At 71.7% G+C, this 21015-nt stretch carries 17 protein-coding genes and 1 pseudogene; 12 read left to right on the forward strand and 6 right to left on the reverse strand.

Annotated elements, in window-relative coordinates; genetic code table 11:
- Positions 1-24: 24 nt before the first annotated feature.
- The 5 genes from OG542_RS37365 to OG542_RS37385 are packed head-to-tail and all read left to right on the forward strand — an operon-like array spanning position 25 to position 4442.
- On the forward strand, positions 25-771 hold the full coding sequence (locus OG542_RS37365; RefSeq protein ID WP_193478720.1) for a FadR/GntR family transcriptional regulator: 747 nt from the start codon (positions 25-27) through the stop codon (positions 769-771).
- Positions 768-1913 carry a galactonate dehydratase gene (dgoD, locus tag OG542_RS37370; RefSeq protein ID WP_328416853.1) on the forward strand — a complete coding sequence of 382 codons (1146 nt, stop codon included), beginning with the start codon at positions 768-770 and terminating at the stop codon, positions 1911-1913. Before OG542_RS37365 ends, dgoD begins: the two co-directional genes overlap by 4 nt.
- Positions 1914-1959: 46 nt before the next feature.
- A complete protein-coding gene (locus OG542_RS37375; RefSeq protein ID WP_328416854.1) occupies positions 1960-2580 on the forward strand; it encodes a bifunctional 4-hydroxy-2-oxoglutarate aldolase/2-dehydro-3-deoxy-phosphogluconate aldolase in 621 nt (206 codons plus the stop codon).
- A 41-nt stretch (positions 2581-2621) separates the two neighbouring features.
- The gene (locus tag OG542_RS37380; RefSeq protein WP_328418267.1) at positions 2622-3542 is read left to right on the forward strand and encodes a sugar kinase; all 921 of its coding nucleotides are present in this window, start codon (positions 2622-2624) and stop codon (positions 3540-3542) included.
- A 15-nt stretch (positions 3543-3557) separates the two neighbouring features.
- Complete coding sequence (locus tag OG542_RS37385) at positions 3558-4442, forward strand: SMP-30/gluconolactonase/LRE family protein (RefSeq protein WP_328416855.1); 885 nt, start codon at positions 3558-3560, stop codon at positions 4440-4442.
- Between the two features lie 18 nt (positions 4443-4460).
- Here OG542_RS37385 and OG542_RS37390 read toward each other — a convergent pair whose 3' ends face one another.
- Genes OG542_RS37390 through OG542_RS37400 form a run of 3 tightly spaced genes read right to left on the reverse strand, consistent with a single transcriptional unit; the run spans position 4461 to position 7253 of the window.
- Positions 4461-5147: a GntR family transcriptional regulator gene (locus OG542_RS37390; protein WP_328416856.1), complete on the reverse strand. Its 687-nt coding sequence runs from the start codon at positions 5145-5147 to the stop codon at positions 4461-4463.
- Positions 5148-5202: 55 nt separating this feature from the next.
- On the reverse strand, positions 5203-5913 hold the full coding sequence (gene cuyB, locus OG542_RS37395; RefSeq protein ID WP_328416857.1) for a cysteate racemase: 711 nt from the start codon (positions 5911-5913) through the stop codon (positions 5203-5205).
- Positions 5910-7253: a dicarboxylate/amino acid:cation symporter gene (locus tag OG542_RS37400; protein WP_328416859.1), complete on the reverse strand. Its 1344-nt coding sequence runs from the start codon at positions 7251-7253 to the stop codon at positions 5910-5912. Before OG542_RS37400 ends, cuyB begins: the two co-directional genes overlap by 4 nt.
- Before the next feature lie 106 nt (positions 7254-7359).
- Between OG542_RS37400 and OG542_RS37405 the strand changes: the two genes are divergently transcribed.
- The 3 genes from OG542_RS37405 to OG542_RS37415 are packed head-to-tail and all read left to right on the forward strand — an operon-like array spanning position 7360 to position 10277.
- Positions 7360-8793 carry an aspartate ammonia-lyase gene (locus tag OG542_RS37405; protein WP_328416861.1) on the forward strand — a complete coding sequence of 478 codons (1434 nt, stop codon included), beginning with the start codon at positions 7360-7362 and terminating at the stop codon, positions 8791-8793.
- 27 nt (positions 8794-8820) lie between these two features.
- Positions 8821-9519 carry a TetR/AcrR family transcriptional regulator gene (locus OG542_RS37410; RefSeq protein ID WP_328416863.1) on the forward strand — a complete coding sequence of 233 codons (699 nt, stop codon included), beginning with the start codon at positions 8821-8823 and terminating at the stop codon, positions 9517-9519.
- A gap of 44 nt (positions 9520-9563) precedes the next feature.
- On the forward strand, positions 9564-10277 hold the full coding sequence (locus OG542_RS37415) for an SDR family NAD(P)-dependent oxidoreductase (protein WP_328416865.1): 714 nt from the start codon (positions 9564-9566) through the stop codon (positions 10275-10277).
- 9 nt (positions 10278-10286) lie between these two features.
- Here OG542_RS37415 and OG542_RS37420 read toward each other — a convergent pair whose 3' ends face one another.
- Genes OG542_RS37420 through OG542_RS37430 form a run of 3 tightly spaced genes read right to left on the reverse strand, consistent with a single transcriptional unit; the run spans position 10287 to position 14277 of the window.
- Entirely contained in the window at positions 10287-11528 is a 1242-nt protein-coding gene (locus OG542_RS37420; RefSeq protein ID WP_261677978.1) for an NAD(P)/FAD-dependent oxidoreductase, read from the reverse strand.
- Positions 11525-12973: an amidase gene (locus OG542_RS37425; protein WP_328416868.1), complete on the reverse strand. Its 1449-nt coding sequence runs from the start codon at positions 12971-12973 to the stop codon at positions 11525-11527. The genes OG542_RS37420 and OG542_RS37425 overlap by 4 nt, the downstream gene beginning before the upstream one ends.
- Positions 12970-14277 (reverse strand): Nramp family divalent metal transporter, encoded by a 1308-nt coding sequence (locus OG542_RS37430; RefSeq protein WP_328416870.1) that lies wholly within the window; start codon positions 14275-14277, stop codon positions 12970-12972. The genes OG542_RS37425 and OG542_RS37430 overlap by 4 nt, the downstream gene beginning before the upstream one ends.
- Before the next feature lie 108 nt (positions 14278-14385).
- Here OG542_RS37430 and OG542_RS37435 point away from each other — a divergent pair, with 108 nt between their 5' ends.
- The 4 genes and pseudogenes from OG542_RS37435 to OG542_RS37455 all read left to right on the forward strand — a co-directional run bounded on the left by OG542_RS37435 (position 14386) and on the right by OG542_RS37455 (position 20989).
- Entirely contained in the window at positions 14386-15384 is a 999-nt protein-coding gene (locus OG542_RS37435) for an Lrp/AsnC family transcriptional regulator (protein ID WP_328416872.1), read from the forward strand.
- A 123-nt stretch (positions 15385-15507) separates the two neighbouring features.
- A pseudogene (locus tag OG542_RS37445) lies at positions 15508-17830 on the forward strand (glycosyl hydrolase family 95 catalytic domain-containing protein).
- 24 nt (positions 17831-17854) lie between these two features.
- Positions 17855-19744: a glycoside hydrolase family 97 protein gene (locus OG542_RS37450; RefSeq protein WP_328416878.1), complete on the forward strand. Its 1890-nt coding sequence runs from the start codon at positions 17855-17857 to the stop codon at positions 19742-19744.
- Positions 19745-19762: 18 nt separating this feature from the next.
- Entirely contained in the window at positions 19763-20989 is a 1227-nt protein-coding gene (locus OG542_RS37455; protein WP_328416880.1) for a glycoside hydrolase family 88 protein, read from the forward strand.
- Positions 20990-21015 lie beyond the last annotated feature (26 nt).

Here is a 21015-nt window from a genome sequence, read left to right on the forward strand (position 1 = left end):
AGGACCGGAGCGGAAACGGAGAACGTGGTGACCCATCCCGGTAAGGGGCTGCACGGCCAGGCCGTGGAGGAGCTGGGCCGGCGCATCATCCGCGGCGACTACCCTCCGGGCTCCGTGGTGGACCCGGTCAGGTTCGAGACGGAGCTCGGGGTCAGCAAGACCGTGGTCCGCGAGGCGATGCGCGTGCTGGCGTCCAAGGGCCTGCTCGAGTCGAAGCAGAAGCGCGGCACGACCATCCGGCCCCGGTCCGACTGGAACCTCCTCGACAGCGACCTGCTGCGCTGGCAGGGCAGCAGCGCTCCGACCGACGGCTTCCTGGAGGACCTCGCCGAGGTGCGCGCGATAGTCGAGCCCGCCGGAGCCCGGCTCGCCGCGGCCCGCCGCACGCCGTCGGACCTGGACGCCATGCGGCAGGCGCTCGAGGCGATGGCGGCGGCGGGGACGGACGCGGACGCCATGGTCGAGGCGGACCTGGCCTTCCACCGCGCCCTGCTGGACGCCGCCCACAACGAACTGCTGAGCCGCATGGAGGTCGTCATCGAGGCCGGGCTGCGGGTCCGCGACCGGATCGTGCACGGCGCCCGGCACTTCTCCGACTCCATACCCGTACACCAGGAACTGCTGGAGGCGGTCGAAGCGGGCGACCCGGACGCCGCCGTGGCCGCCGTCGCGTCGCTCCTGGCCCAGGCCTCCGACGACCTGGCGGCCGTGCGGGCGGGGGAAGACCACGACGACGCGGCGACCGACACGCTGCCGAAGGAAACTCCTTGAAGATAACCGGACTTGAGACGTTCCTGGTGGCTCCGCGCTGGCTGTTCCTGCGCATCGCCACCGACGAGGGCATCACCGGCTGGGGCGAGCCCGTGGTCGAGGGACGCGCCGACACCGTGCGCGCCGCCGTCCACGAACTGGCCGACTACCTCGTCGGCCGCGACCCGCTGCGCATCGAGGACCACTGGCAGGTCCTCACCAAGGGCGGCTTCTACCGCGGCGGCCCCATCCTCTCCAGCGCCGTCGCCGGAATCGACCAGGCACTGTGGGACATCGCAGGCAAGACCTACGGCGCCCCCGTGCACCGCCTCCTCGGCGGCCCGGTGCGGGACCGCGTCCGGATGTACGCCTGGATCGGCGGCGACCGGCCGAGCGACGTGGCGGAGCTCGCCGAGGAACAGATGAAGGCCGGCTTCACCGCCGTGAAGATGAACGCCTCGGCCGAACTCGCCCCCATCGACACCCCGGCACGCACCGCCGAGGTCGTCGAACGCGTCGCGGCCGTCCGGGAGGTGCTCGGCGACGAGCGGGACATCGCGGTCGACTTCCACGGCCGCGTCTCCACCGCCATGTCGCGTCGCCTGCTGCCCCTCCTCGAACCACTGCACCCGCTGTTCGTCGAGGAACCCGTCCTGCCGGAACACTCGGGCCACCTGCGCAGCCTGGTCGAGTCCACGAACATCCCGATCGCGACCGGCGAACGCCTCTACTCCCGCTGGGACTTCCGCGAGGTACTGGCCAGCGGCATCGCCGTCGCCCAGCCCGACCTGTCGCACGCCGGCGGCATCTCCGAGGTCCGCCGCATCGCGGCCCTGGCAGAGACGCACGACGTCGCCATGGCCCCCCACTGCCCCCTCGGCCCGATCGCCCTGGCCGCCAGCCTGCAGATCGCCTTCTCCGTGCCGAACTTCCTCATCCAGGAACAGAGCATGGGCATCCACTACAACCAGCAGTGCGACCTGCTGGAGTACGTGATGGACCCCGAACCCTTCCGTTTCGAGGGCGGTTACGCCGCCCTCGGGTCCCGTCCCGGCCTGGGCGTCGAGATCGACGAGAAGGCCGTACGCCGCGCCGCCGAGACCGGACACCGCTGGCGCAACCCCGTATGGCGCGGCCCCGACGGGGCGTTCACCGAGTGGTGACCACCGTCAGGCCCCCGCATCCCACGCACAAGGAGAGCCCGCTCCCATGAACCTGGTGGAATCGCTCCGCGCCCACCGCCTGCTGGCGATCGTCCGCGGCAAGGATTGCGCCGCGGCCCTGCGCACCGTACGCACCCTTGCCGAGGAAGGCGTCGCCGCCATCGAGGTCTCACTGACCACCGCCGACGCCCTGACGGTGATCAGGCAGGCGCGCACCGACCTGGGCCCCGACGCCCTGCTGGGCGCCGGCACCGTGCGCTCGGCAGCGGACGCCGCCCGCGCGGTCGACTCCGGTGCCTCCTACCTCGTCACTCCGGCGCTGGTCGACGGGCTCGAGGCATACGGCGTGCCCGTGCTGATGGGTGCCCTGACCCCGAGCGAGATCGAAGTGGCCCTGGCACGGGGAGCCGACGCGATCAAACTCTTCCCCGGCTCCCTCGGCGGACCGGACTATCTGCGGGCCCTGCGCGACCCGTTCCCCGACGTGCCCTTCGTCCCTGTGGGGGGAGTGGACGCACCGGCCGCCCGTGCGTACCTGGACCGGGGCGCCATCGCCGTCGGCGTCGGCTCACCGCTCGTCGGGGACGCGGCCGACGGCGGCGACGCAGGGCAACTCCGTGTCCGCGCGGCCGAGTTCCGCAAGGTGGTCGCGGGGGAGAGGCCGTGACGGCATCGGCCGCACCGGAAGTGGTGACCTTCGGCGAGACGATGGCGGCCCTCCGGGCCCAGGGCGCGCTGCGGCTGGGCGGCAGTCTCGGACTGTCCGTGGCGGGAGCCGAGTCCAACGTCGCCATCGGCCTCGCCCGGCTCGGGCACCGGGTGCGCTGGGCCGGCCGGGTCGGTGCGGACGAACTCGGCGCACTGGTGCTGCGCACGCTGCGCGCCGAGGGCGTCGACACCGAGCACGCGGCCGTCGACGACACCGGCCGGCCCACGGGACTGCTGCTGACCGAACCCCGCCTGGGCACACTCACACGTGTCAGTTACTACCGCGCCGGTTCGGCGGGTTCGGCCGTCTCACCGGCCGACGTCCTGCCCGCACTGGCCCCCGGAACCCGCGTCCTGCATCTGACCGGCATCACCCCCGCCCTCGGCCCGTCGGCGGCCGAGGCGGTCCAGGCCGCCGCCGAGGCGGCTCACGACGCCGGCACGACCGTCTGCCTCGACGTCAACTACCGCTCCCGGCTGTGGTCCCATGACCGTGCCCGCACCGCCCTCAGGCCGCTGCTGGCTCACACCGACCTGCTCATAGCCTCCGAGGACGAGCTGCCGCTGGTGCTGGAACGGCCCGATACGGGCGAGTCGGAGGCCGTGCACAGCCTCCTGTCCGCAGGTGTCGACGAGGTGGTCGTCAAACGCGGCGCACACGGCGCGACCAGCTTCACCGCCCAAGGGGCGACCGACCGTGCGGCTCGCCGGGTCGACGCCGTCGATCTGGTCGGCGCGGGCGACGCCTTCGTGGCCGGATATCTGTCCGGACTCCTCGACGGCGCGGACATCTCCGCCCGGCTGCACCGGGCCGTCACCACCGCGGCCTTCGCCGTCGCCACCCGGGGCGACTGGGAAGGCCTGCCGACACAGGACGAACTCGGTCTGTTCGACCAGCCCGACGGCACGACCATCCGCTGAACCAGGAGGCCGGACATGACATCCACAGCAGCGCCCACGGTGGTCGTGGTGGACGGGGGATACGAACTCGCCGAGGGCGGCCGCTGGGTCGACGGCCGGTACGTGTACGTCGACATCCTCAGCGGCCGGCTCTTCGAGTTGCGCGACGACGACGGGCCGGCCGTGCGCCAACTGGCCGCCCTCGAGGTGCCGTTGGGTGCCGTCGCGCCCGTGGCCGACCGGCCGGGTACCTGGATCGCCGCCGCGGGCACCGGCATCGCGCTGCTCACCCCCGACGGCGCGCTGGAGTGGCTGGACCGCCCCGAGGACCGCACTCCTCTCCCCAGCCGGATGAACGACGGAGTCGCGGACCCCGCCGGACGCTTCTGGGCCGGCAGCATGGCCTACGACGGCACCCATGGCGCGGGCTCGCTCTACCGAACGGACCCCGACGGCACGGTGGCACGCGTCCTCGACGGCCTGACCATCGCCAACGGTCCGGCCTTCACCGCCGACGGCACGACCCTGTACCTCGCCGACACGGCCGCGGGAACGATCCTCCGCTGCCGGATCGACCTGGTCTCGGGCGACCTTTCGGGCGGCCCGGAGGCCTTTGCCCGTCTGAGTGAGGCCGAGGGCAGCCCCGACGGAATGACCGTCGACGACGAGGGCTGCCTGTGGGTCGCGATGTGGGGCGCCGGCACGGTCCGCCGGTACCGCCCGGACGGCCGTCTGCTCCAGACCCTGACGGTGCCCGCCCCGCACCCCACCTCGGTCTGCCTGCACCCCGGCGGCAACCGCCTCTTCGTCACCACGGCCCGGTACGGGGTCACGAGACCGACCCCGGCCTCCGGTGCGGTGCTCAGTGTCCCCGTACCGGCGAGGGCGACCGCGGCCTGCTTCTGGCGGGGCCGGAGCTGAAGGCGGCGGCCGCCCTGTTCAGGCGGGCGCGGCTTCCGTGAACTGGTTGGTGTCGAAGAGCTGGTTGATGTGGCCGCCGAGCTCCGACCAGTGCTGTCCGGAGAGTTCGGCGGCGGCTCGCGCGTCGCCGCCGGCGCAGACGTCGATGAGCTGGTCGTGGTGCTCGATGGTGTTGCGGCCGCCGAGGAGCGTGGAGAACTTGCGGTAGAGGATGCGGTGGATCTGCGGGTGGAGCTGCTCGACGATCCGGCTGAGGACGGGGTTGTCCGCCGCCGCGATGGGGACGGCGTGGAAGCGGTCGTCGGCGGCGAGGGCGGCGTCGGTGTCGTTGGCGGCGACGGCCCGTTCGAAGTCCCGGTTGGCCTGGCGCATGCGCTGCCGGTCCTGCTCGGTCATGACCGGCACGGCCGTCTCGATGGCGAGCTGGTCGAGGGAGCGCAGGACGGCGAGGGTCTTCTCGACGTCGCGGCGGTTGAGGGTGGTGATCCGGGTGTAGACGCCGGGCTTGGCCTCGACCAGACCGATGTCGGCGAGCCGGGCGAGTGCCTCGCGCACCGGGGTGCGGCTGAGACCGAGACGCTCGGCGAGTTCGCCGTCCTTGACCTTTTCCCCGGGAGCGAGTTCTCCGCGCACGATGGAGTCGCGCAGACGGTGGAAGACCTCGTCGCTGAGGAGACGGCGGGAGACAGGACTGTCGAGTGACATATTGCGTACAGTACATCGCTCGCTCCTCGGCATTCCCGCCCACCCGCCTTCGTCCTCATACGGCGCGCATCCGGCGGACCAGGGCCTGAGCCAGGACGACGGCCGGATCGATGAGGGGGACCTCGACCGTCGCGGTGGACAGCCCGAGAGGGATCTCCGTGCAGCCCGCGATGATCACCTGCGCCCCCTGGGCCGTGAGTCCGCGCGCGGCACGCGCCAGCGGCTCGCCGGCCGTGGCGTCCCGCCGGCCGGCCTTCACCGCGTGGATGGCGGCCATGACCTCCTCCCGCTGGCTGTCGGGTCCGGGCAGCACGAGGCTGATCCCGAAGCGGTCCAGCCACTCCTGATAGAGGCCCGCACGGACGGTTCCGGTGGTGGCGAGCAGCCCGGCGGTGTGCACATGGGGCCGCAGGGCGGACAGGTGACGTGCGACCTCGCCGATCATGTGGACGATGGGCAGGCCCACATGGCCGGCGATGCGGGGGACGAACGCGTGGGCGGTGTTGCAGGGGATGGCGATGACGGTGGCGCCCGCCTCGCGCAGGACGCGCCCGCCGTGGAGGAGCCAGGGGGTCGGGTCGGGGCCGTCGCCGATCAGGGCCGCGGTGCGGTCGGGGATGGTGGGGTCGGACCAGATGACCGTCCTGAGGTGGTCCTGGTCGCTGCTGCCCGGCGTCATCGACACCAGTTTGGCGTAGAAGTCGGCGGTGGCGGCCGGGCCCATGCCGCCGAGGATGCCGATGATCTCCGAGGGGGAGGCGGTCACTGGACGGGTTCCTTCTGGAAGGCCGTGGCCTCGGTCTCGGCCGGTGTGCGGGGGAGGTCGTCGGCGCCGCGCTTGGCCTCGCGCCGTTTCTCGGAGCTGTCGACGACGGCGGCGGCGAGCGAGTTGCCGATGACGTTCACGCCGGTGCGGGCCATGTCGACGATGAAGTCGACGCCGAGGAGCAGGGCGATGCCTTCGGCGGGCAGGCCGATGGAGTTGCCGGCGGCGATGAGTACGACGATGGAGGCGGAAGCGACACCGGCCATGCCCTTGGAGAGGATCACCAGCACGCCGACCATGAGGAGCAGGGCGGGCAACGAGGTGTCGGCCCCGTAGGCGTTGGCGAGGAAGACCAGGGCGGCGGCCTGGTAGAGGACCGAGCCGTCGGTGTTGAAGGAGTACCCCAGAGGGACGACGAACGAGGTCGTCGACCGGCTGAGACCGAACGCCTCGAGCCTGCCCATCAGCGGGGCCAGCACCGATTCGGAGCTGCGGGTGACGAAGGCGATCCCGGCCAGCCCGGCGATCGACTTCATCAACTCGACGTAGCGGATGCGGTAGACCGCGGCGATGAGAGGGAAGAGCACGCCGACGACGATGGCCAGGCCCGCGTAGACCACGGCGATGAAGCCCAGCAGGCTGCGCAGGTTGCCGAAGCCGTAGTGGGCGACGTCGTAGGAGATGAAGCCGAGGACACCCAGGGGCGCGATGCGGATGACGTAGCCGACGACCTTGAACATCACCGAGGCGACGGACTCCAGGACGGCGGCGAAGGGCTCGGACTTCTCCCCGATCGCGGCCATGGCGACGCCCACCAGCAGGGCGAAGGTGATGGCGCCGAGCAGATTGCCCTCGCCGAACGCGGCGAAGATGTTCTTCGGGAAGGCGTGCAGGACCAGTTCGTGGAAGTCGATGCCCTGGCTCATGCCGTCCAGGTCCTTGGCGTCTGCCCCCTGGACGGGGGCGCCCTTGCCGATGCCCGTGAACTTGGCCAGGCCCACCGCGATCAGCAGGATGACCGTGGTGACGATCTCGAAGTAGAGGATGGCCTTGCCGGCGATCCGGCCGACCTTCTTGACCGACTCCATGCGGGCGATGCCCAGCACGATGAGCGGGAAGACCAGCGGCAGGACCACGACCTGCACCAGGTTCAGGAACAGCTCCCCGAGGATCTTCATCTGCTCGCCGGCCGACGGCGCGAGAGATCCGATGAGGGCTCCGAGGCCGACGGCGATGATCGACTGGACGCCGATCGGCATCTTCCGAAGACGCCGCCAGAACCCTGTGCGCCGGGCCGGTGGGGTGTCTGTGCTGGTGGGACGGGGGTGTTCGGTGCCCATGAGACCTCCTGCCATATGCAATATATTGCGTTCTGCGTGTTGGCGGGTAACACTGGGGCCGGAAGAGGGGGCCTGTCAAGGGGCCCGCACGGACGAGGAGCATCAGATGGCGCGGACCACACGCATCGAGCACGACCTGGTGGGAGACAAGGAGGTCCCCGCCGACGCCTACTACGGCGTGCACACCGTGCGGGCCGTGGAGAACTTCGCGATCACCGGCTCGACCATCGCCCGGTTCCCCGACCTGATCGCCGCACTGGCCGCCGTAAAACAGGCCGCCGCGCAGGCCAACCGTGATCTCGGCCTGCTGCCCCTGGACATCGCCGGAGCGATCATCGGCGCGTGCGAGGAGATCCGCGCCGGACGGCTGCACGAGCAGTTCGTCGTCGACCCCGTCCAGGGCGGGGCCGGCACGTCGACGAACATGAACGCCAACGAGGTCATCGCCAACCGGGCCCTGGAGATCCTCGGCCATCCGCGCGGCCTCTACGACGTGATCCACCCGCTCGACCACGTCAACGTCGGACAGAGCACCAACGACGTCTATCCCACCGCCGTACGTCTGGCCCTGGTCACCTCACTGCGCCGGCTCGGCGCCTCCCTGGGCGCGCTGGCCACCGCCTTCACCGACAAGGCGACGGACTTCGGCGACGTACTGAAGATGGGCCGGACCCAGCTCCAGGACGCGGTCCCCATGACGCTGGGTCAGGAGTTCACCACCTACGCCGTCATGATCGAAGAGGACCGCCAGCGGCTCACCGAGGCCGCCGCACTGCTGCTGGAGTCCCACCTCGGCGGCACCGCGATCGGCACTGGCATCAACGGCCACCCCCGCTACGCCGAACTCGCCTGCGCGTATCTCGCGGAGATCAGCGGTGAACCCGTCCGGCCCGCGGGCGACTTCATCGAAGCCACCCAGGACTGCGGTGCCTTCGTCCAGCTCTCCGGGGTCCTCAAGCGCGTCGCGGTGAAGCTCTCCAAGACGTGCAACGACCTGCGCCTGATGTCCTCCGGCCCCACCGCCGGGCTCGGCGAGATCAACCTGCCGCCGGTGCAGGCCGGTTCGTCCATCATGCCCGGCAAGGTCAACCCGGTGGTCCCCGAGGTCGTCAACCAGGTCGCCTTCGAGGTCATCGGCAACGACCTGACCGTCACCATGGCCGCCGAAGCCGGACAGCTCCAGCTCAACGCGTTCGAACCCGTCATCGCCTACAGCCTGCTGCGCTCCCTGACCCATCTGCACGCCGCCTGCGACACGCTCGCCGTCCGCTGCGTCCCCGGCATCACCGCCAACCGCGAACACCTCCGCGACACGGTCCACCGCTCCATCGGTCTCGTGACCGCCCTCGCCCCGCACATCGGCTACGCTGCCGCCACCACGCTGGCCCGCCAGGCCCTCGTCACGGGCCGTGGCGTCAAGGACCTGGCCGCGGAAGCGGGTCTGCTCACCGCCGAGCAACTGGAAACGATCCTGCGCCCCGAGAACCTCACCGGGCAGGCGCCCACGCTCCGGCCGTGCTGCGTGCCTAGAAATGGATAGGTCATACCGGTAGCTAGACTGGCCCGTATGACCCGCCGCGCCCAGCAATCCGATGGCCCCGCCGCACAGCCCCTGCGCAGCGACGCCGAGCGCAACCGGGAGCGGATCATCGCCGCCGCGCGCCTGGTGTTCGCGCGGGACGGCCTGAACGCCTCCATGGCGTCCGTGGCCCGTGAGGCGGGGGTGGGGATCGCCACCATGTTCCGGCGCTTTCCGACGAAGGAGGAGCTGGTCGCCGCCGTCTTCTCCGACCGCATGGACGCCTACGCCGAGGCGGTCGCGGTCGCCCTGGAGGACCCGGACCCCTGGCACGGTTTCGTCGGCTACATCGAGACGGCCTGCGCCATGCAGGCCGCCGACTACGGCTTCGCCGACGTCCTGACCATGACCTTCCCCACCGCCAAGGCGCTGGAGCGGCGCCGCGACGAGGCGTACGCGTCCATGGTCGAGCTCATCGGCCGTGCCAAGGCCACCGGCCGGCTGCGCGAGGACTTCGACCCCTCGGACCTGGTGCTGATTCACATGGCCAACGCCGGTGTCGTCAACGCCACCGGCGAGGCCGCCCCGGACTCCTGGCGTCGCGTCGTCGCCCTGCTGATCCAGTCTCTTGAGGCCCCGGCCCGCGGCCCGCTGCCCGACTCGCCCGAGCATGACGCCCTCTACAAGGCCATGCTCCGCGCCGGCCCCGGGACTCCTCCCGCTGCGGTCCCGGACGAGAGCGGCTGACCTCCGGACCGGATCGGCCCACAGACACAAAGGAGTTGACCGACATGGCATTGGTCCTGGTGACCGGCGCGGCCGGCGGACTCGGGCGCGACACGGCGAACGCGCTGTCCGACGACGGGCACGACGTGGTCGTCCACGCCCGTGACCCGGCCCGTCTCACCGAGGTGGGTGACACGGCCCGGTGGAGGGGCGTCGTCACCGGGGACCTCGCCGAGCCGGACGAGATCCGCGGTGTCGTCCGGCAGGCCTCCGGGTTCGGCCGTTTCGACGCAGTCATCCACAACGCCGGCGTCATGAACCGCCCGGAGGATGTCACCGTCAACACCGTCGCGCCCTACCTGCTGACGGCCCTGATGGAGAAGCCGGCCAGGCTCGTCTACCTCAGCAGCTCCATGCACCGGACCGGCTCCACCGACCTGCGAAAGCTGACCTCCGGCACCGCCTCCTACGACGACACCAAGCTGTGGGTCACCGCACTCGCGCTCGCCTTCGCGTCCCGCTGGGAAGGAACGTCCAGCCATGCGGTCGACCCGGGGTGGGTCCCCACCCGCATGGGCGGTCGCGGTGCCCCGGACGACCTGACCGCCGGGCATCAGACCCAGGTCCGGCTCGCCACGCATCCCGACGTGACGCCGAGCACCGGCGGCTACTGGTACCACCAGCAGGTACAGACACCACACCCCGCCGCGCAGGACGAAGAGTTCCAGGCTCGCCTCATCCAAGCCCTGGAGCACCACACGGGCGTCCCGCTCGACTGACCGCGTCCCTCACCGCAGCGGATGCAGCGCCGTCAATTCGGGCGCCCGGCGGCCCGTGACGATCGACTCGGCCAGCAGCTTGCCGCTGAGGGGCCCGAGGGCGATGCCCCACATGCCGTGGCCGCCGCAGACGTGGACGCGGGGCGACCGGGTGGGGCCGACCAGGGGCAGGCCGTCGGGTGTGCACGGGCGCGGGCCGGCCCATACGTCGGTGCGGCGGGTGAGGTCGGCCGAAGGGAGCAGGGTCCGGGCCGCGTTCACGATGGCCTGGACGCGGCGGGGATCCGCGGGGCGGTCGGGTGCCGTGAACTCCATCATGCCCGCCACCCGCACCCGGTCGCCTAGGGGAGTGCAGACCACGCGCTGCTCGGCGAAGTAGGTGGGCCGGGTGGGCAGTCCGTCCGGGGGCAGGCTGAAGCTGTACCCGCGCCCGGACTGCACCGGAGTGCGCACCCCGAAGGGCGCGGCCAGCCCCCCGAGCCACGCCCCGGAAGCGAGGACGGCCGCGTCGGCCCGCACGGACGCGCCGTCCGAGGCGAGAGCGACGACACCGGCGCCCACGTCCCGGATCCGGGTGACCTCCAGGCCGGTGACGATCTTCCCGCCCCGGTCACGGACCGCGTCGGCCAGCGCCGTGACATACGCCCCAGGGTTCAGCTGACGCTGGCCGTGCAGTCGCACGGCCGCGTCCACCCGAACCGAGAGCGTCGGCTCCGACTCGCGTGCCTCGGCGCCGGTGAGCAGGTCGTAGTCGACCTCCTGGCCCGCCGCGCGCACCGCGTCCAGCTCCGCCACGAGCGGGGCACGTCCGGCCTCGGAGGTGAAGGCGAGCAGACATGCCTCGCCCGTGCGCGTGGGCTCGGCGACCCCGCCCCGGGCCAGGTCGTCGTAGGCCGAGAGCGCGCCGCGGTTCAGCGCGGCGAGAGCGGCCATGGCCACCTGCCAGCTCCGGCGGGTGCAGTTCCGGGTGAACGCCAGCAGAAAGCGGGCCAGCCGTGGATCCGGGCGCGGAGGTATGTAGAGCGGGGAGGCGGGGGAGAGGAGCGTGCGCAACCCCAGCTTCAGGGCGGCCGGTTCGGGCAGCGGGACGGTCAGCGCGGGGGAGAGCCAGCCCGCGTTGCCCCACGAAGCGCCGGCCGCCACGCCCCGGCGGTCGACCACGGTGACCTCGGCACCGGCCTCCTGGAGGAACCAGGCGGTGGCCAGCCCCGCCATGCCCGCGCCCACGACCACGACACTGCGGGGGCTCATGGCCGACCGCCTTCCGCCGTGCCCGCGGCAACGACCTCGGGCCGCCGTTCCCCCACCCGCGTCGCCTGCTCGAAGGCGTGCCCCGCCCTCAGCACGGCCGCGTCCCCCCGGTGCGGCCCCACCACCTGGAGCCCGACCGGCAGCCCGGCCGGGGTGAAGCCGGCCGGGACCGACAGAGCCGGGCAGCCGGTCATCGTGATCAGGTAGGCCGAGCGCATCCAGTCCAGATACGTCTCCATGCCGGTGCCGTCCACAGAGGCCGGGTAGGAGAGACCGACGTCGAAGGGCGCGACCTGGCTGACCGGCAGCAGCAGGACGTCGTACGACTCGAAGAACTCACGCACCCGGTGGAAGAGCGCGGCCTGCAGCACCTGGGCCCGGCCGAGGTCGGGGCCCGTGAGCTTGCGGCCCTCCTCGATGTTCCACACGACGTCCGGGGCCAAGCGGTGCCGGTGCTCGTCCAGCAGGGGCCCGTGGGCGAGCTCCATCTGCCACGCGCGCTGGATGAGGAAGGCCTCGTCGGCGCCGGACAGGTCGGGGCAGACCTCCTCGACCTCGCAGCCCAGCGTGCCGAACACCTCCACCGCGCTCCGCACCACGTCCCGGACCTCCGGGTCGACGGGCACGCTCCCGCCGAGGTCGGGCGACCAGGCGACCCGCCATCCGCGGATGTCGCCGTCGAGCGGGCCGGCGAATGCGGAACCCGGAGTGTCGAGGGCGAGCGGGCTGCGCGGATCAGGCCCGGCCAGGACGGACAGCATCAGCGCGACGTCCCGCACGGTCCGTGCCATGGGGCCCTTCACCGACAACTGGCCCCAGGGCGCCTTGTCGGGCCAGGAGGGGACCCGGCCGGGGGAGGGCCGCAGTCCGACCACGTTGTTGAAGGACGCCGGGTTGCGCAGGGAGCCGCCCGTGTCGCTGCCGTCGGCGAGCGGCTGCATGCCGCAGGCGAGGGCGGCTCCCGCGCCGCCGCTGCTGCCGCCCGCGCTGCGCGAGAGGTCGTAGGGATTGCGGGTCGCGCCGAAGACGGGGTTGACGGTGTGGGAACCCATGCCGAGTTCGGGCACGTTGGTCTTGCCGAGCGTGATGGCCCCGGCACCCTTGAGGCGTTCGACGACCAGATGGTCCCGGGCGGGGACGTGGTCGGCGAAGACGGGTGAGCCGTACGTCGTGCGGATGCCCGCCGTGTCGTGGAGGTCCTTGTGCGCGACGGGCAGCCCGTGCAGGGGGCCGGCCTCGGCGCCCGAGGCGAGCCGCTCGTCCGCCGCGGCAGCCTGCTCCAGGGCCCGGTCGGCGACGAGCGTGACGATCGCGTTCACCGACGGATTGACCCGGTCGACGCGTTCGAGGTGGGCGGTGACGACCTCACGCGCGGACACCTCACGCCGGCGCAGGGCGGCGGCGAGCTCGGTCGCGGTGCTGAAGCACAGGTCGGCGGGGTTCACAGTCCTCCCAGGGTTTCCTTGATCTGGACTGCGGCGAGCACTCCGAACAGGACGAAGGAGCTCGACAGCAGCACGTTCGAGACGGCCTTGTTGCGGTACGGCGGCATCAGGTCGCGCCGGTTGAGGAGCACCAGCAGCGCCCCGGACAACAGCGGCAGGACGAGGGAGCCCACGGCGGCGTAGGTGAGCACCAGGGGGACCGGCTGTCCCACGAAGGTCACGGCCACGGACGTGACCGCGCAGTACAGCACGAACAGGCGGAACGGACGGCTGCGCTGGCCCATGTGCCGCTCGGCCTCGGTGTCCGGCACCCCGCGCAGGGTGCGCAGCGAGTCGGCCAGCAGATAGCACAGGGCGTTGAAGCCGCCGACCAGGGCGCTCAGGGTCACCAGGAAGAAGGTGCCCAGGAACAGCACCCGTGCCACCGACCCGAGGTCCGCGCCGAGCGGTTCGGCCAGCGCGGCCAGCCCGTCGTTGCCGGTGATCGTCCGGCCGCTGCCGTACAGCAGGCCGGTGCCCACGATCGACGTGCAGACCACGAACAGGAAGGTGACTCCGTAGCTCACCGCCGAGTCGGCCCGCATGACGGGCAGCCAGCTCCGGTGCTGCCAGCCCTTCTCCCGCAGCCAGTAGCTGTACGAGGCCACCCCGGCCGTGCCGCCCACTCCGCCGACCAGTGCCAGCACGGTGACCACATCGCCCTCCGGCAGCCGCGGCCGCAGCGAGGACACCAGAGCGGAAGGGTCGTCCAAGGTGACGAGCGTGACCACGGCCAGTACGACCATGCCGACGAACTTGGCCAGCATGAACCCGCTCATCACCCGCTCGAACAGCGCGTACCGGCCCACGTACACGAGTCCGGCCGACGCCAGCGCGATCACCACGGCCAGCGGCCTCAGCGGCAGCGCGGGGAACAGCGTCGTCAGCGCGAGCGAGGCCACCGAGCTCAGGGCCGCCCCGTACAGCAGCCCGATGACCAGCACGAACGCGAAGAAGGCGGACGGCAGCCAGCGGGCGGCCGCGCGCAGGCTCGCGATCACGGTCAGACCGCTCCCGAGATACAGACGACCCACCGCCTCGGTCAGCGCGTACTTGAGGACGACACCGACGAGGATCGCCCACAGCAGGGCCATGCCGTAGCCGGCGGCGCCCGCCAGTGAGGTCACCATGTCGCCGGCGCCCACGCTGGTGGCGGCGAGGACGAGGCCCGGGCCGAGGACGGCCAGCCGCCCGCGCCGGGAGCCGGGGGCGAGCAAGGGCGCAGTCGTCTCGTGTCGAGGGGGACTTCCAGGAGTCGCGGTCACGTCGGCCACCTCCGTATGCGATCCGGCTTCCCGGCAGAGTGGGGCAGGCTGACGGAAGGGAACAACGATCCCTGTGAAATCGACGGAATCGGCCATACGCTCAGGCCGATGGACGCACCGCACTCCGGCTTCGTGGCCGATTCGCTGGACCGGCGCATCATCAGCGCACTGCAGATCGACGGCCGTGCCACCTGGCACCGCATCGCGACGGCCCTCGGCGAACCGGAACGCACCGTCGTCCGCCGGGGCACCCGCCTGCTGGACTCCGGGCTCGTCCGGATCGGTGCCATGGTGGTGCGCGGCCGCAGCACCGTGATCGGCGTGCGCTGCGCACCCGGCCAGGCCCGCGTCGTCGCCACCGCGCTGGCGCGGCGCCCCGACTGCGCCTTCGCCCATGTCCTGACCGGGTCCTGGGACTGCGTCGCGGAAGTGCAGTGCCCCCGCGACCGGCTCGCGGGACTCGTGATGGATGAGCTCCCGGGCCTGCCGGGGGTCGTACGGACGCTGACGCTGCCAGTGCTGCGCCATGTGCGGACGATTCGCGAGTGGCACGCCGGCCTGCTCACCGAGACCGAGATCGCCGCACTGGCCGGGGAGACGCCCGCGAGCACCGCCGCCGCGTCGGCAGATCTGTTGCCCGCGTTCGACGGCGCCGAACTCGCCCGCTCCGACCGCCTGCTGGTGAACACCCTGGCCGAGGACGGGCGGTGCACCTACGACGAACTGGCCCGGGTTTCCGGGGTGTCCGAGGCCACCGCCCGACGCCGGCTGGGCGTCCTGCGCCGGGAGGGGCGTGTCCGCGTCCGGGCCGTCATCGAACCGGTGCTGCTCGGACTGCCGGTGGAGGCCGTGCTGTGGGTGCGAGCCGTCCCGGCGGCGGTCGACAGGGTGGCCGCGGCGCTAGCCGAGTCCCCGCACGTCCGGTACGTCAGCTTCGTCACCGGAGAACGTCAACTGCTCACCCTGACCGCCTTCCCGGACGAGGCGGCCCTCCACGACTTCGTGACGCGCTCCCCGTGGCTGGACGAGGCGGCGTCCGTGGAGGTGTCGATGGTCCTCGGATCTCTGAAGCGGGGCGGGATGCTCGCGCCGTGGCTGCGCGGCTGACGTCCCACTCCGGGGAGATACATCGGATGAGTCGTGCCACTGGAGTCATTGACAGGTGCACGAGTGCTGCTAGGTTCCGCGATACACCCGATGTATTGATGATCCGTCAGCTCTGGAGGACGCATGACCTCACAGCCGGAGCACCATTCGCAGGTGGCCCGCAGAGCCGTACTGGGCACCGCCCTCTCGGGCGCGGCAGCAGCCGCCCTGCCCGGAAACAGCGCACGCGGAAGAGCCCGGACGGACGGTGCCGTCCGCCGCTGACGAGGGCGGCAGACGCCCCTGGAGACTGCGCGACACCATGACCACCGACGGTGCCTGGGAGACGTTCCTGCGCGGACAGGACCTGCTGTGGACCAGGCTGCCCACCCGCTGGTACGAGGGCCCCTTCCTCGGCGACGGGCTGCTCGGCAGCATGATCTACCGGGAGCCCGAGGCCAACCGCATCCGCTTCACCGTCCAGCACGGCCGGGTCCAGGACCACCGCCCCGAGTTCGGCAGCGGCTGGGGCACCTGCCGCCTGCCGGTCGGGCACTTGACGCTCGACCCGGTCGGCACCATCACCGCCGTCGACTGGCGGCTGAGCCTGTGGAACGCCGAACTCACCGGCTCCGTCACCACCACCGCCGGCACGCTCACCCTCTCCGCCATCGTCCACGACGAGGTACTCGCCGTCCGGGTACGGGCCTCCGGCGGCGAACGCGCCGTCTGGTCCTTCCACCCCGAGGAGGCCATCAGCCCCCGGAAGATCCAGGAGGCCCCGCCCGCCGGCTACACCCCCAGCCCGCCCTGGACCAGGCGGACCGCCGCCGACGGCACGGAGCAGGTGCTCCAGCCCCTCACCGGCGGCCAGACCGCCACCGCCTACCGGCACGACGGCGAAGAACTGCTGCTCAGCGTCGGGCACAGCGCCCCCTCCACCACCGCCGCCGAGTCCGACTCGCTCCGCACCCTGCGGCGAGCGACCTCGTACGGCGATCTCAGACGACGGCACACCCGCTGGTGGCACGCCTTCTACAAGAAGAGCTTCGTCTCGTTCCCCGACCAGCGGCTGCAGAGCTTCCACTGGATCCAGCTCTACAAGGTCGCCTCCGCCAGCCGCGCGGACGGCCCCGTCATGGCCACCTGCGGGCCGTGGCTGGAGCCCACGCCCTGGCCCGCGGTCTGGTGGAACCTCAACATCCAGCTGGAGTACTGGCTCATCCACGGCTCCAACCACCTGGAACTCGACGCGCTCGCCACCACCCTGCGCCGCAACCAGGAACAGCTCATCGCCAACGTGCCCGCCGCCTACCGCGCCGACAGCTCCGGCGTCGGACGCAGCTCCGACATGTTCGCCAACCGGGAGGTCGGCAGGCCCGGCTCCGGCTCCGAGGTCGGCAACCTCACCTGGGCGCTGCACAACGTGTGGCTGTCCTACCGGCACTCCATGGACAAGGCCCTCCTGCGCGACACGGTCTTCCCGCTGCTCCGCCGGGCCGTCGCCTACTACCTGCACTTCCTCACCCCGGGCAGCGACGGCAAGCTCCACCTGCCGAGCACGCTCTCGCCCGAGTACCCCGTCGTACCACCGCAGGACACCACCTACGACCTGGCCCTGATCCGCTGGGCCTGCCAAACCCTCATCGAGTCCGCCGAACTCCTCGGCATCGACGACGAGTCGGCTCCGCGCTGGCACGAGGTGCTCGCCAAGCTCACGCCCTACCCGGTCGACGGCAACGGCTACATGATCGGCGCCGGCACCCCGTACGCCCAGTCCCACCGCCACTACTCGCACCTGCTGATGGTGTACCCGCTGTACCTCGTCAACTGGGACCAGCCCGAGAGCCGCGGCCTGATCACCAAGTCGATCCGGCACTGGCACGCGCTGACCGGCGCCCACCGCGGCTACAGCTACACCGGCGCCGCCTCGATGTACGCGATGACCGGCGACGGCGACACCGCGATCACGTATCTGCGGGAGTTCTTCGACACCTCCACCCGCTACCCCTGCCAGGCCAACACCCACTACACCGAGGCCGGTCCGGTCATCGAGACGCCGCTGTCCGCCTCGCAGTCCCTGCACGACATGTTCTGCCAGAGCTGGGGCGGGGTGATCCGCGTCTTCCCGGCCGTCCCCAGCGCGTGGGCGGACCTCACCCTGCACGACTTCCGCACTCAGGGCGCCTTCCTGGTCAGCGCCGTCCGCACGGCCGGGAAGACCCGGTTCATCCGGATCAGGAGCCTGGCGGGCGAGCCGCTCAAGCTGAAGCACGGCCTCGGCGGCCGGCTCACCGTGCTCCTCGACGACGGCCGCCCGGCCCGCGCCCGCGACCTCGGCGACGGGGTGCTCTCCATCGACCTGCCCAAGGGCCGCGAGGTGCTCGTCCACTCCGGCTCCCGCCCCGACCTCGTCATCGCGCCCGTCACCGTCAGCGAACCGGGCCCCGCCTGGGGGCTGCCCTAAAGCCCACACTCCTCGGAGGGTTCCATGGCTGTTCCGATCAGAACCGCGGTCGCCGCGCTGTGCACCGGCCTCGCGGCCACACTCCTCATGACCGCGCCCGCCCGGGCCGAGAAGCAGGAGCACACCTGGGCGGTGTCCGCCTCCGCACACGCGCCCCGCGCACGGATATCCCTGGACGACGGCACCGGCACGCTGAGCCTGTCCGTGACCCGCGCCGGCCGTACGGTCATCGAGCCGTCGCCCGTCGGCATCGTCACCGAACAGGCCGATCTATCCCAGGACTTGCGCTTCCTGCGCCAGAAGAACCGGACGGTCGACGAGCGGTACCGCACGAAGTCCGGCAAACGACTGGACCGCAGGGTCCGGATGAACGAGACCCGTCTGTCGTTCGCCACTCCGACGGGCGCCCGGCTCGACCTCGTCGTCCGCGCCTCCGCCGACGGCGTCGCCTACCGGTACGTCCTGCCCGCCGCGTCCGGCGACGTACTCGGCGAGACCTCCGCCTTCCACCTGCCGCCAGACGCGAGCGCGTGGCTGGGCACCTACCGGGCCGACAACGAGGGACAGTTCGTCCAGTACACGGCCGCCACGGCACCCACCGGCGAGTACGCGGACCAGGCGCTGTTCGCGACCGACGGCGGCTACACCCTGCTCGCCGAGTCCGACCTCACCGGCACCTACTCCGGCGCCCGGCTCGCCCACGACCAGGGCACCGGCACCTACCGCGTCAAGCTCGCCGACGACCGGGTCCGCACCGACGGCCCTCTCGCCACGCCCTGGCGGGCCATGGTCACCGGTGACCTCGCCACCGTCACCCGCTCCACCTTCACCGACGACCTCGCCCCCGCCTCCAGGGCCGGCGACACCTCCTGGATCAAGCCCGGCACCGCACTGTGGACCTGGCTCGCCGGCGGCCGCCGGGCCGGGCAGAGCCTCGCCGTGCAGAAGGCCTACGTCGACTACGCCGCCGAACGCGGCTGGCCCTACGAGGCCGTCGACGCGGGCTGGTACTTCAAGGCCGACGCCTGGGACACCACCGACCCGGACTGGCAGACCAACAGCTGGATGCCCGAACTCGTCGAGTACGCGCGCGCCAAGGGCGTCGGCATCATCGTCTGGATCCACCAGCGCGACCTCGACACGGCCGAGGAACGCGCCCGCTGGCTGCCCACCCTGGAGCGCTGGGGCGTGCAGGGCGTCAAGATCGACTTCATGGACTCCGAGGAACAGGCCACACTGAAGTGGTACGACGCGATCCTCCCGGAGACCGCCGCCCACCACCTCCTGGTCAACTTCCACGGCTCCACGATCCCCAAGGGCATCCAGCGCACCTGGCCGCACGTCATGACCCTGGAGGGCGTCGCCGGCGAGGAGAAGCGCACCAACACCGCCGCCCACCTCACCACCCTGCCCTTCACCCGCAACGTCATCGGCTCCATGGACTTCACCCCCGGCGCCTTCCAGCGCGTCGGCCTGCGCCCCAACTCCGACGCTGCCGAGGCCGGGCTCGCCGTCGCCTACGAGTCGGGCCTGCAGATGTTCGCCGGCACTCCCGAGTCGTACGACGCCCGGCCGCCGGCCCGGGACTTCTTCGACCAGGTCCCCGCGGCCTGGGACGATACCCGGCTGCTCGCCGGCCGTCCGGGCCAGGAAGCCGTGCTCGCCCGCCGCAGCGGTGACCGCTGGTTCCTGGGCGGGGTGTACGCCGGCGCCGCCCGCAGGGCCGAGGTGCCGCTGACCATAGGCCCGGGGCGGTGGCTGGTCGAGACGATCGAGGACGGTACCGGCGGTCTCGTCCAGAGGCGTCAGGTACTGCGCGGCGGCGACACGCTCGCCGTGGATGTCGTGGCCAACGGAGGCTTCGCCGGCATCGCCTGCGCGTGGCGCCCGGGCCTGACCAGCTGTCACCGCTGAGCTTTCTGGAGGATCAGCATGACTGTTTCCCGACGTACGGTGCTGGCCACGGCGTCCGGTGCCGTGGCGACAGGCGCATCCTCGGCACCGGCCGCGGCAACGGCCGCCGACAAGACCCCGGCACCGACCCTGCGGAAGCTCCGCGCGGCCGCCGACTACGCCATCGAGAAGCTCCACGCCGTCGCACCGAGCGTGACCGCCTTCCCCGTCGGCACGAAGTTCGAGAAGTGGGTCTACTCGCAGAACGGCGACTGGGTCGGCGGGTTCTGGCCGGGCACGCTGTGGATGGCATGGCTCTACAGCGAGGACGAGGCCTTCCGCACGCTGGCATCGGCCTCGGCGCGGAAGCTGGCCCCGCGCCAGTACGACACCGGCACCCACGACCTCGGTTTCCTCTTCTACCCGTCCTGGGTCACCGCCTGGCGGCTGACGGGCGACGAAGCCTGGCGGGCGGGCGCATTGCGGGCGGCCGACTCCCTGATCCAGCGGTACAACCCGCGCGGGCGCTTCATCAGAGCGTGGGGCGCGCTGAATGACGAGAAGAACGCCGGCCGGGTCATCATCGACACGATGATGAACCTCGACCTGCTGGCGTTCGCGAGTCGCCAGACCGGCGATGTGAAGTACCTGGACATCGCCGTGGAGCATGCGAAGACGACCCGGCGGGTCTTCCCCCGCCCGGACGGATCGCCCCCGCACGTCTACGACTTCGACCCGGACAGCGGCACGCCGGTCGGCCCGAACACCGTGCAGGGGTACAGCCCCACGTCGTGCTGGTCGCGCGGGCAGGCGTGGGGACTGTACGGATTCACCACGATGTACCGGAGGACCGGGAACCGGGACTTCCTGGCGACCGCCCGCAAGCTCGCGGACTTCGCGGTCGGAGCACTGACCCCGGACCACGTCCCGGTCTGGGACTACCGGGCGCCGCAGCAGCCGCACGACATCAAGGACGCGTCGGCCGGAGCGATCACGGCCTGCGGCCTCCTCGACCTGTCCGCCGCCACCGGCGGACAGGCCTATCGCGAGGTGGCGTTACGGCTGCTCACCGCACTGTCGGAAACCTGCCTGACGCGGAACTCGGCCCGAGCGGAGGCGGTGGTGGCCCGCTGCACCCGCCACCGCCCGAACGAGGACGGCATCGAGATCTCGCTCCCGTACGCCGACTACTACCTGCTGGAGGGCATCCTTCGGGTCTTGCGGCCGCAGGACGTCGACCGAGCGATCGACCTCTCCTCGGTCTGACCGGCAGGCGGGCCGGTCAGCCCGCG

It is taken from the genome of Streptomyces violaceus (assembly GCF_036014075.1).
Classification (GTDB): domain Bacteria; phylum Actinomycetota; class Actinomycetes; order Streptomycetales; family Streptomycetaceae; genus Streptomyces; species Streptomyces violaceus.

Bases quoted from the DNA above. Each gene is read 5' to 3' on its own strand.
- OG542_RS37380 (WP_328418267.1), top strand. From the start codon at position 2,622: ATGGCGGCCCTCCGGGCCCAGGGCGCGCTGCGGCTGGGCGGCAGTCTC.
- OG542_RS37455 (WP_328416880.1), top strand. From the start codon at position 19,763: ATGACTGTTTCCCGACGTACGGTGCTGGCCACGGCGTCCGGTGCCGTG.
- OG542_RS37435 (WP_328416872.1), top strand. From the start codon at position 14,386: ATGGACGCACCGCACTCCGGCTTCGTGGCCGATTCGCTGGACCGGCGC.
- OG542_RS37410 (WP_328416863.1), top strand. From the start codon at position 8,821: ATGACCCGCCGCGCCCAGCAATCCGATGGCCCCGCCGCACAGCCCCTG.
- OG542_RS37385 (WP_328416855.1), top strand. From the start codon at position 3,558: ATGACATCCACAGCAGCGCCCACGGTGGTCGTGGTGGACGGGGGATAC.
- OG542_RS37405 (WP_328416861.1), top strand. From the start codon at position 7,360: ATGGCGCGGACCACACGCATCGAGCACGACCTGGTGGGAGACAAGGAG.
- OG542_RS37400 (WP_328416859.1), bottom strand. From the start codon at position 7,253: ATGGGCACCGAACACCCCCGTCCCACCAGCACAGACACCCCACCGGCC.
- OG542_RS37420 (WP_261677978.1), bottom strand. From the start codon at position 11,528: ATGAGCCCCCGCAGTGTCGTGGTCGTGGGCGCGGGCATGGCGGGGCTG.
- OG542_RS37450 (WP_328416878.1), top strand. From the start codon at position 17,855: ATGGCTGTTCCGATCAGAACCGCGGTCGCCGCGCTGTGCACCGGCCTC.
- OG542_RS37415 (WP_328416865.1), top strand. From the start codon at position 9,564: ATGGCATTGGTCCTGGTGACCGGCGCGGCCGGCGGACTCGGGCGCGAC.
- OG542_RS37390 (WP_328416856.1), bottom strand. From the start codon at position 5,147: ATGTCACTCGACAGTCCTGTCTCCCGCCGTCTCCTCAGCGACGAGGTC.
- OG542_RS37375 (WP_328416854.1), top strand. From the start codon at position 1,960: ATGAACCTGGTGGAATCGCTCCGCGCCCACCGCCTGCTGGCGATCGTC.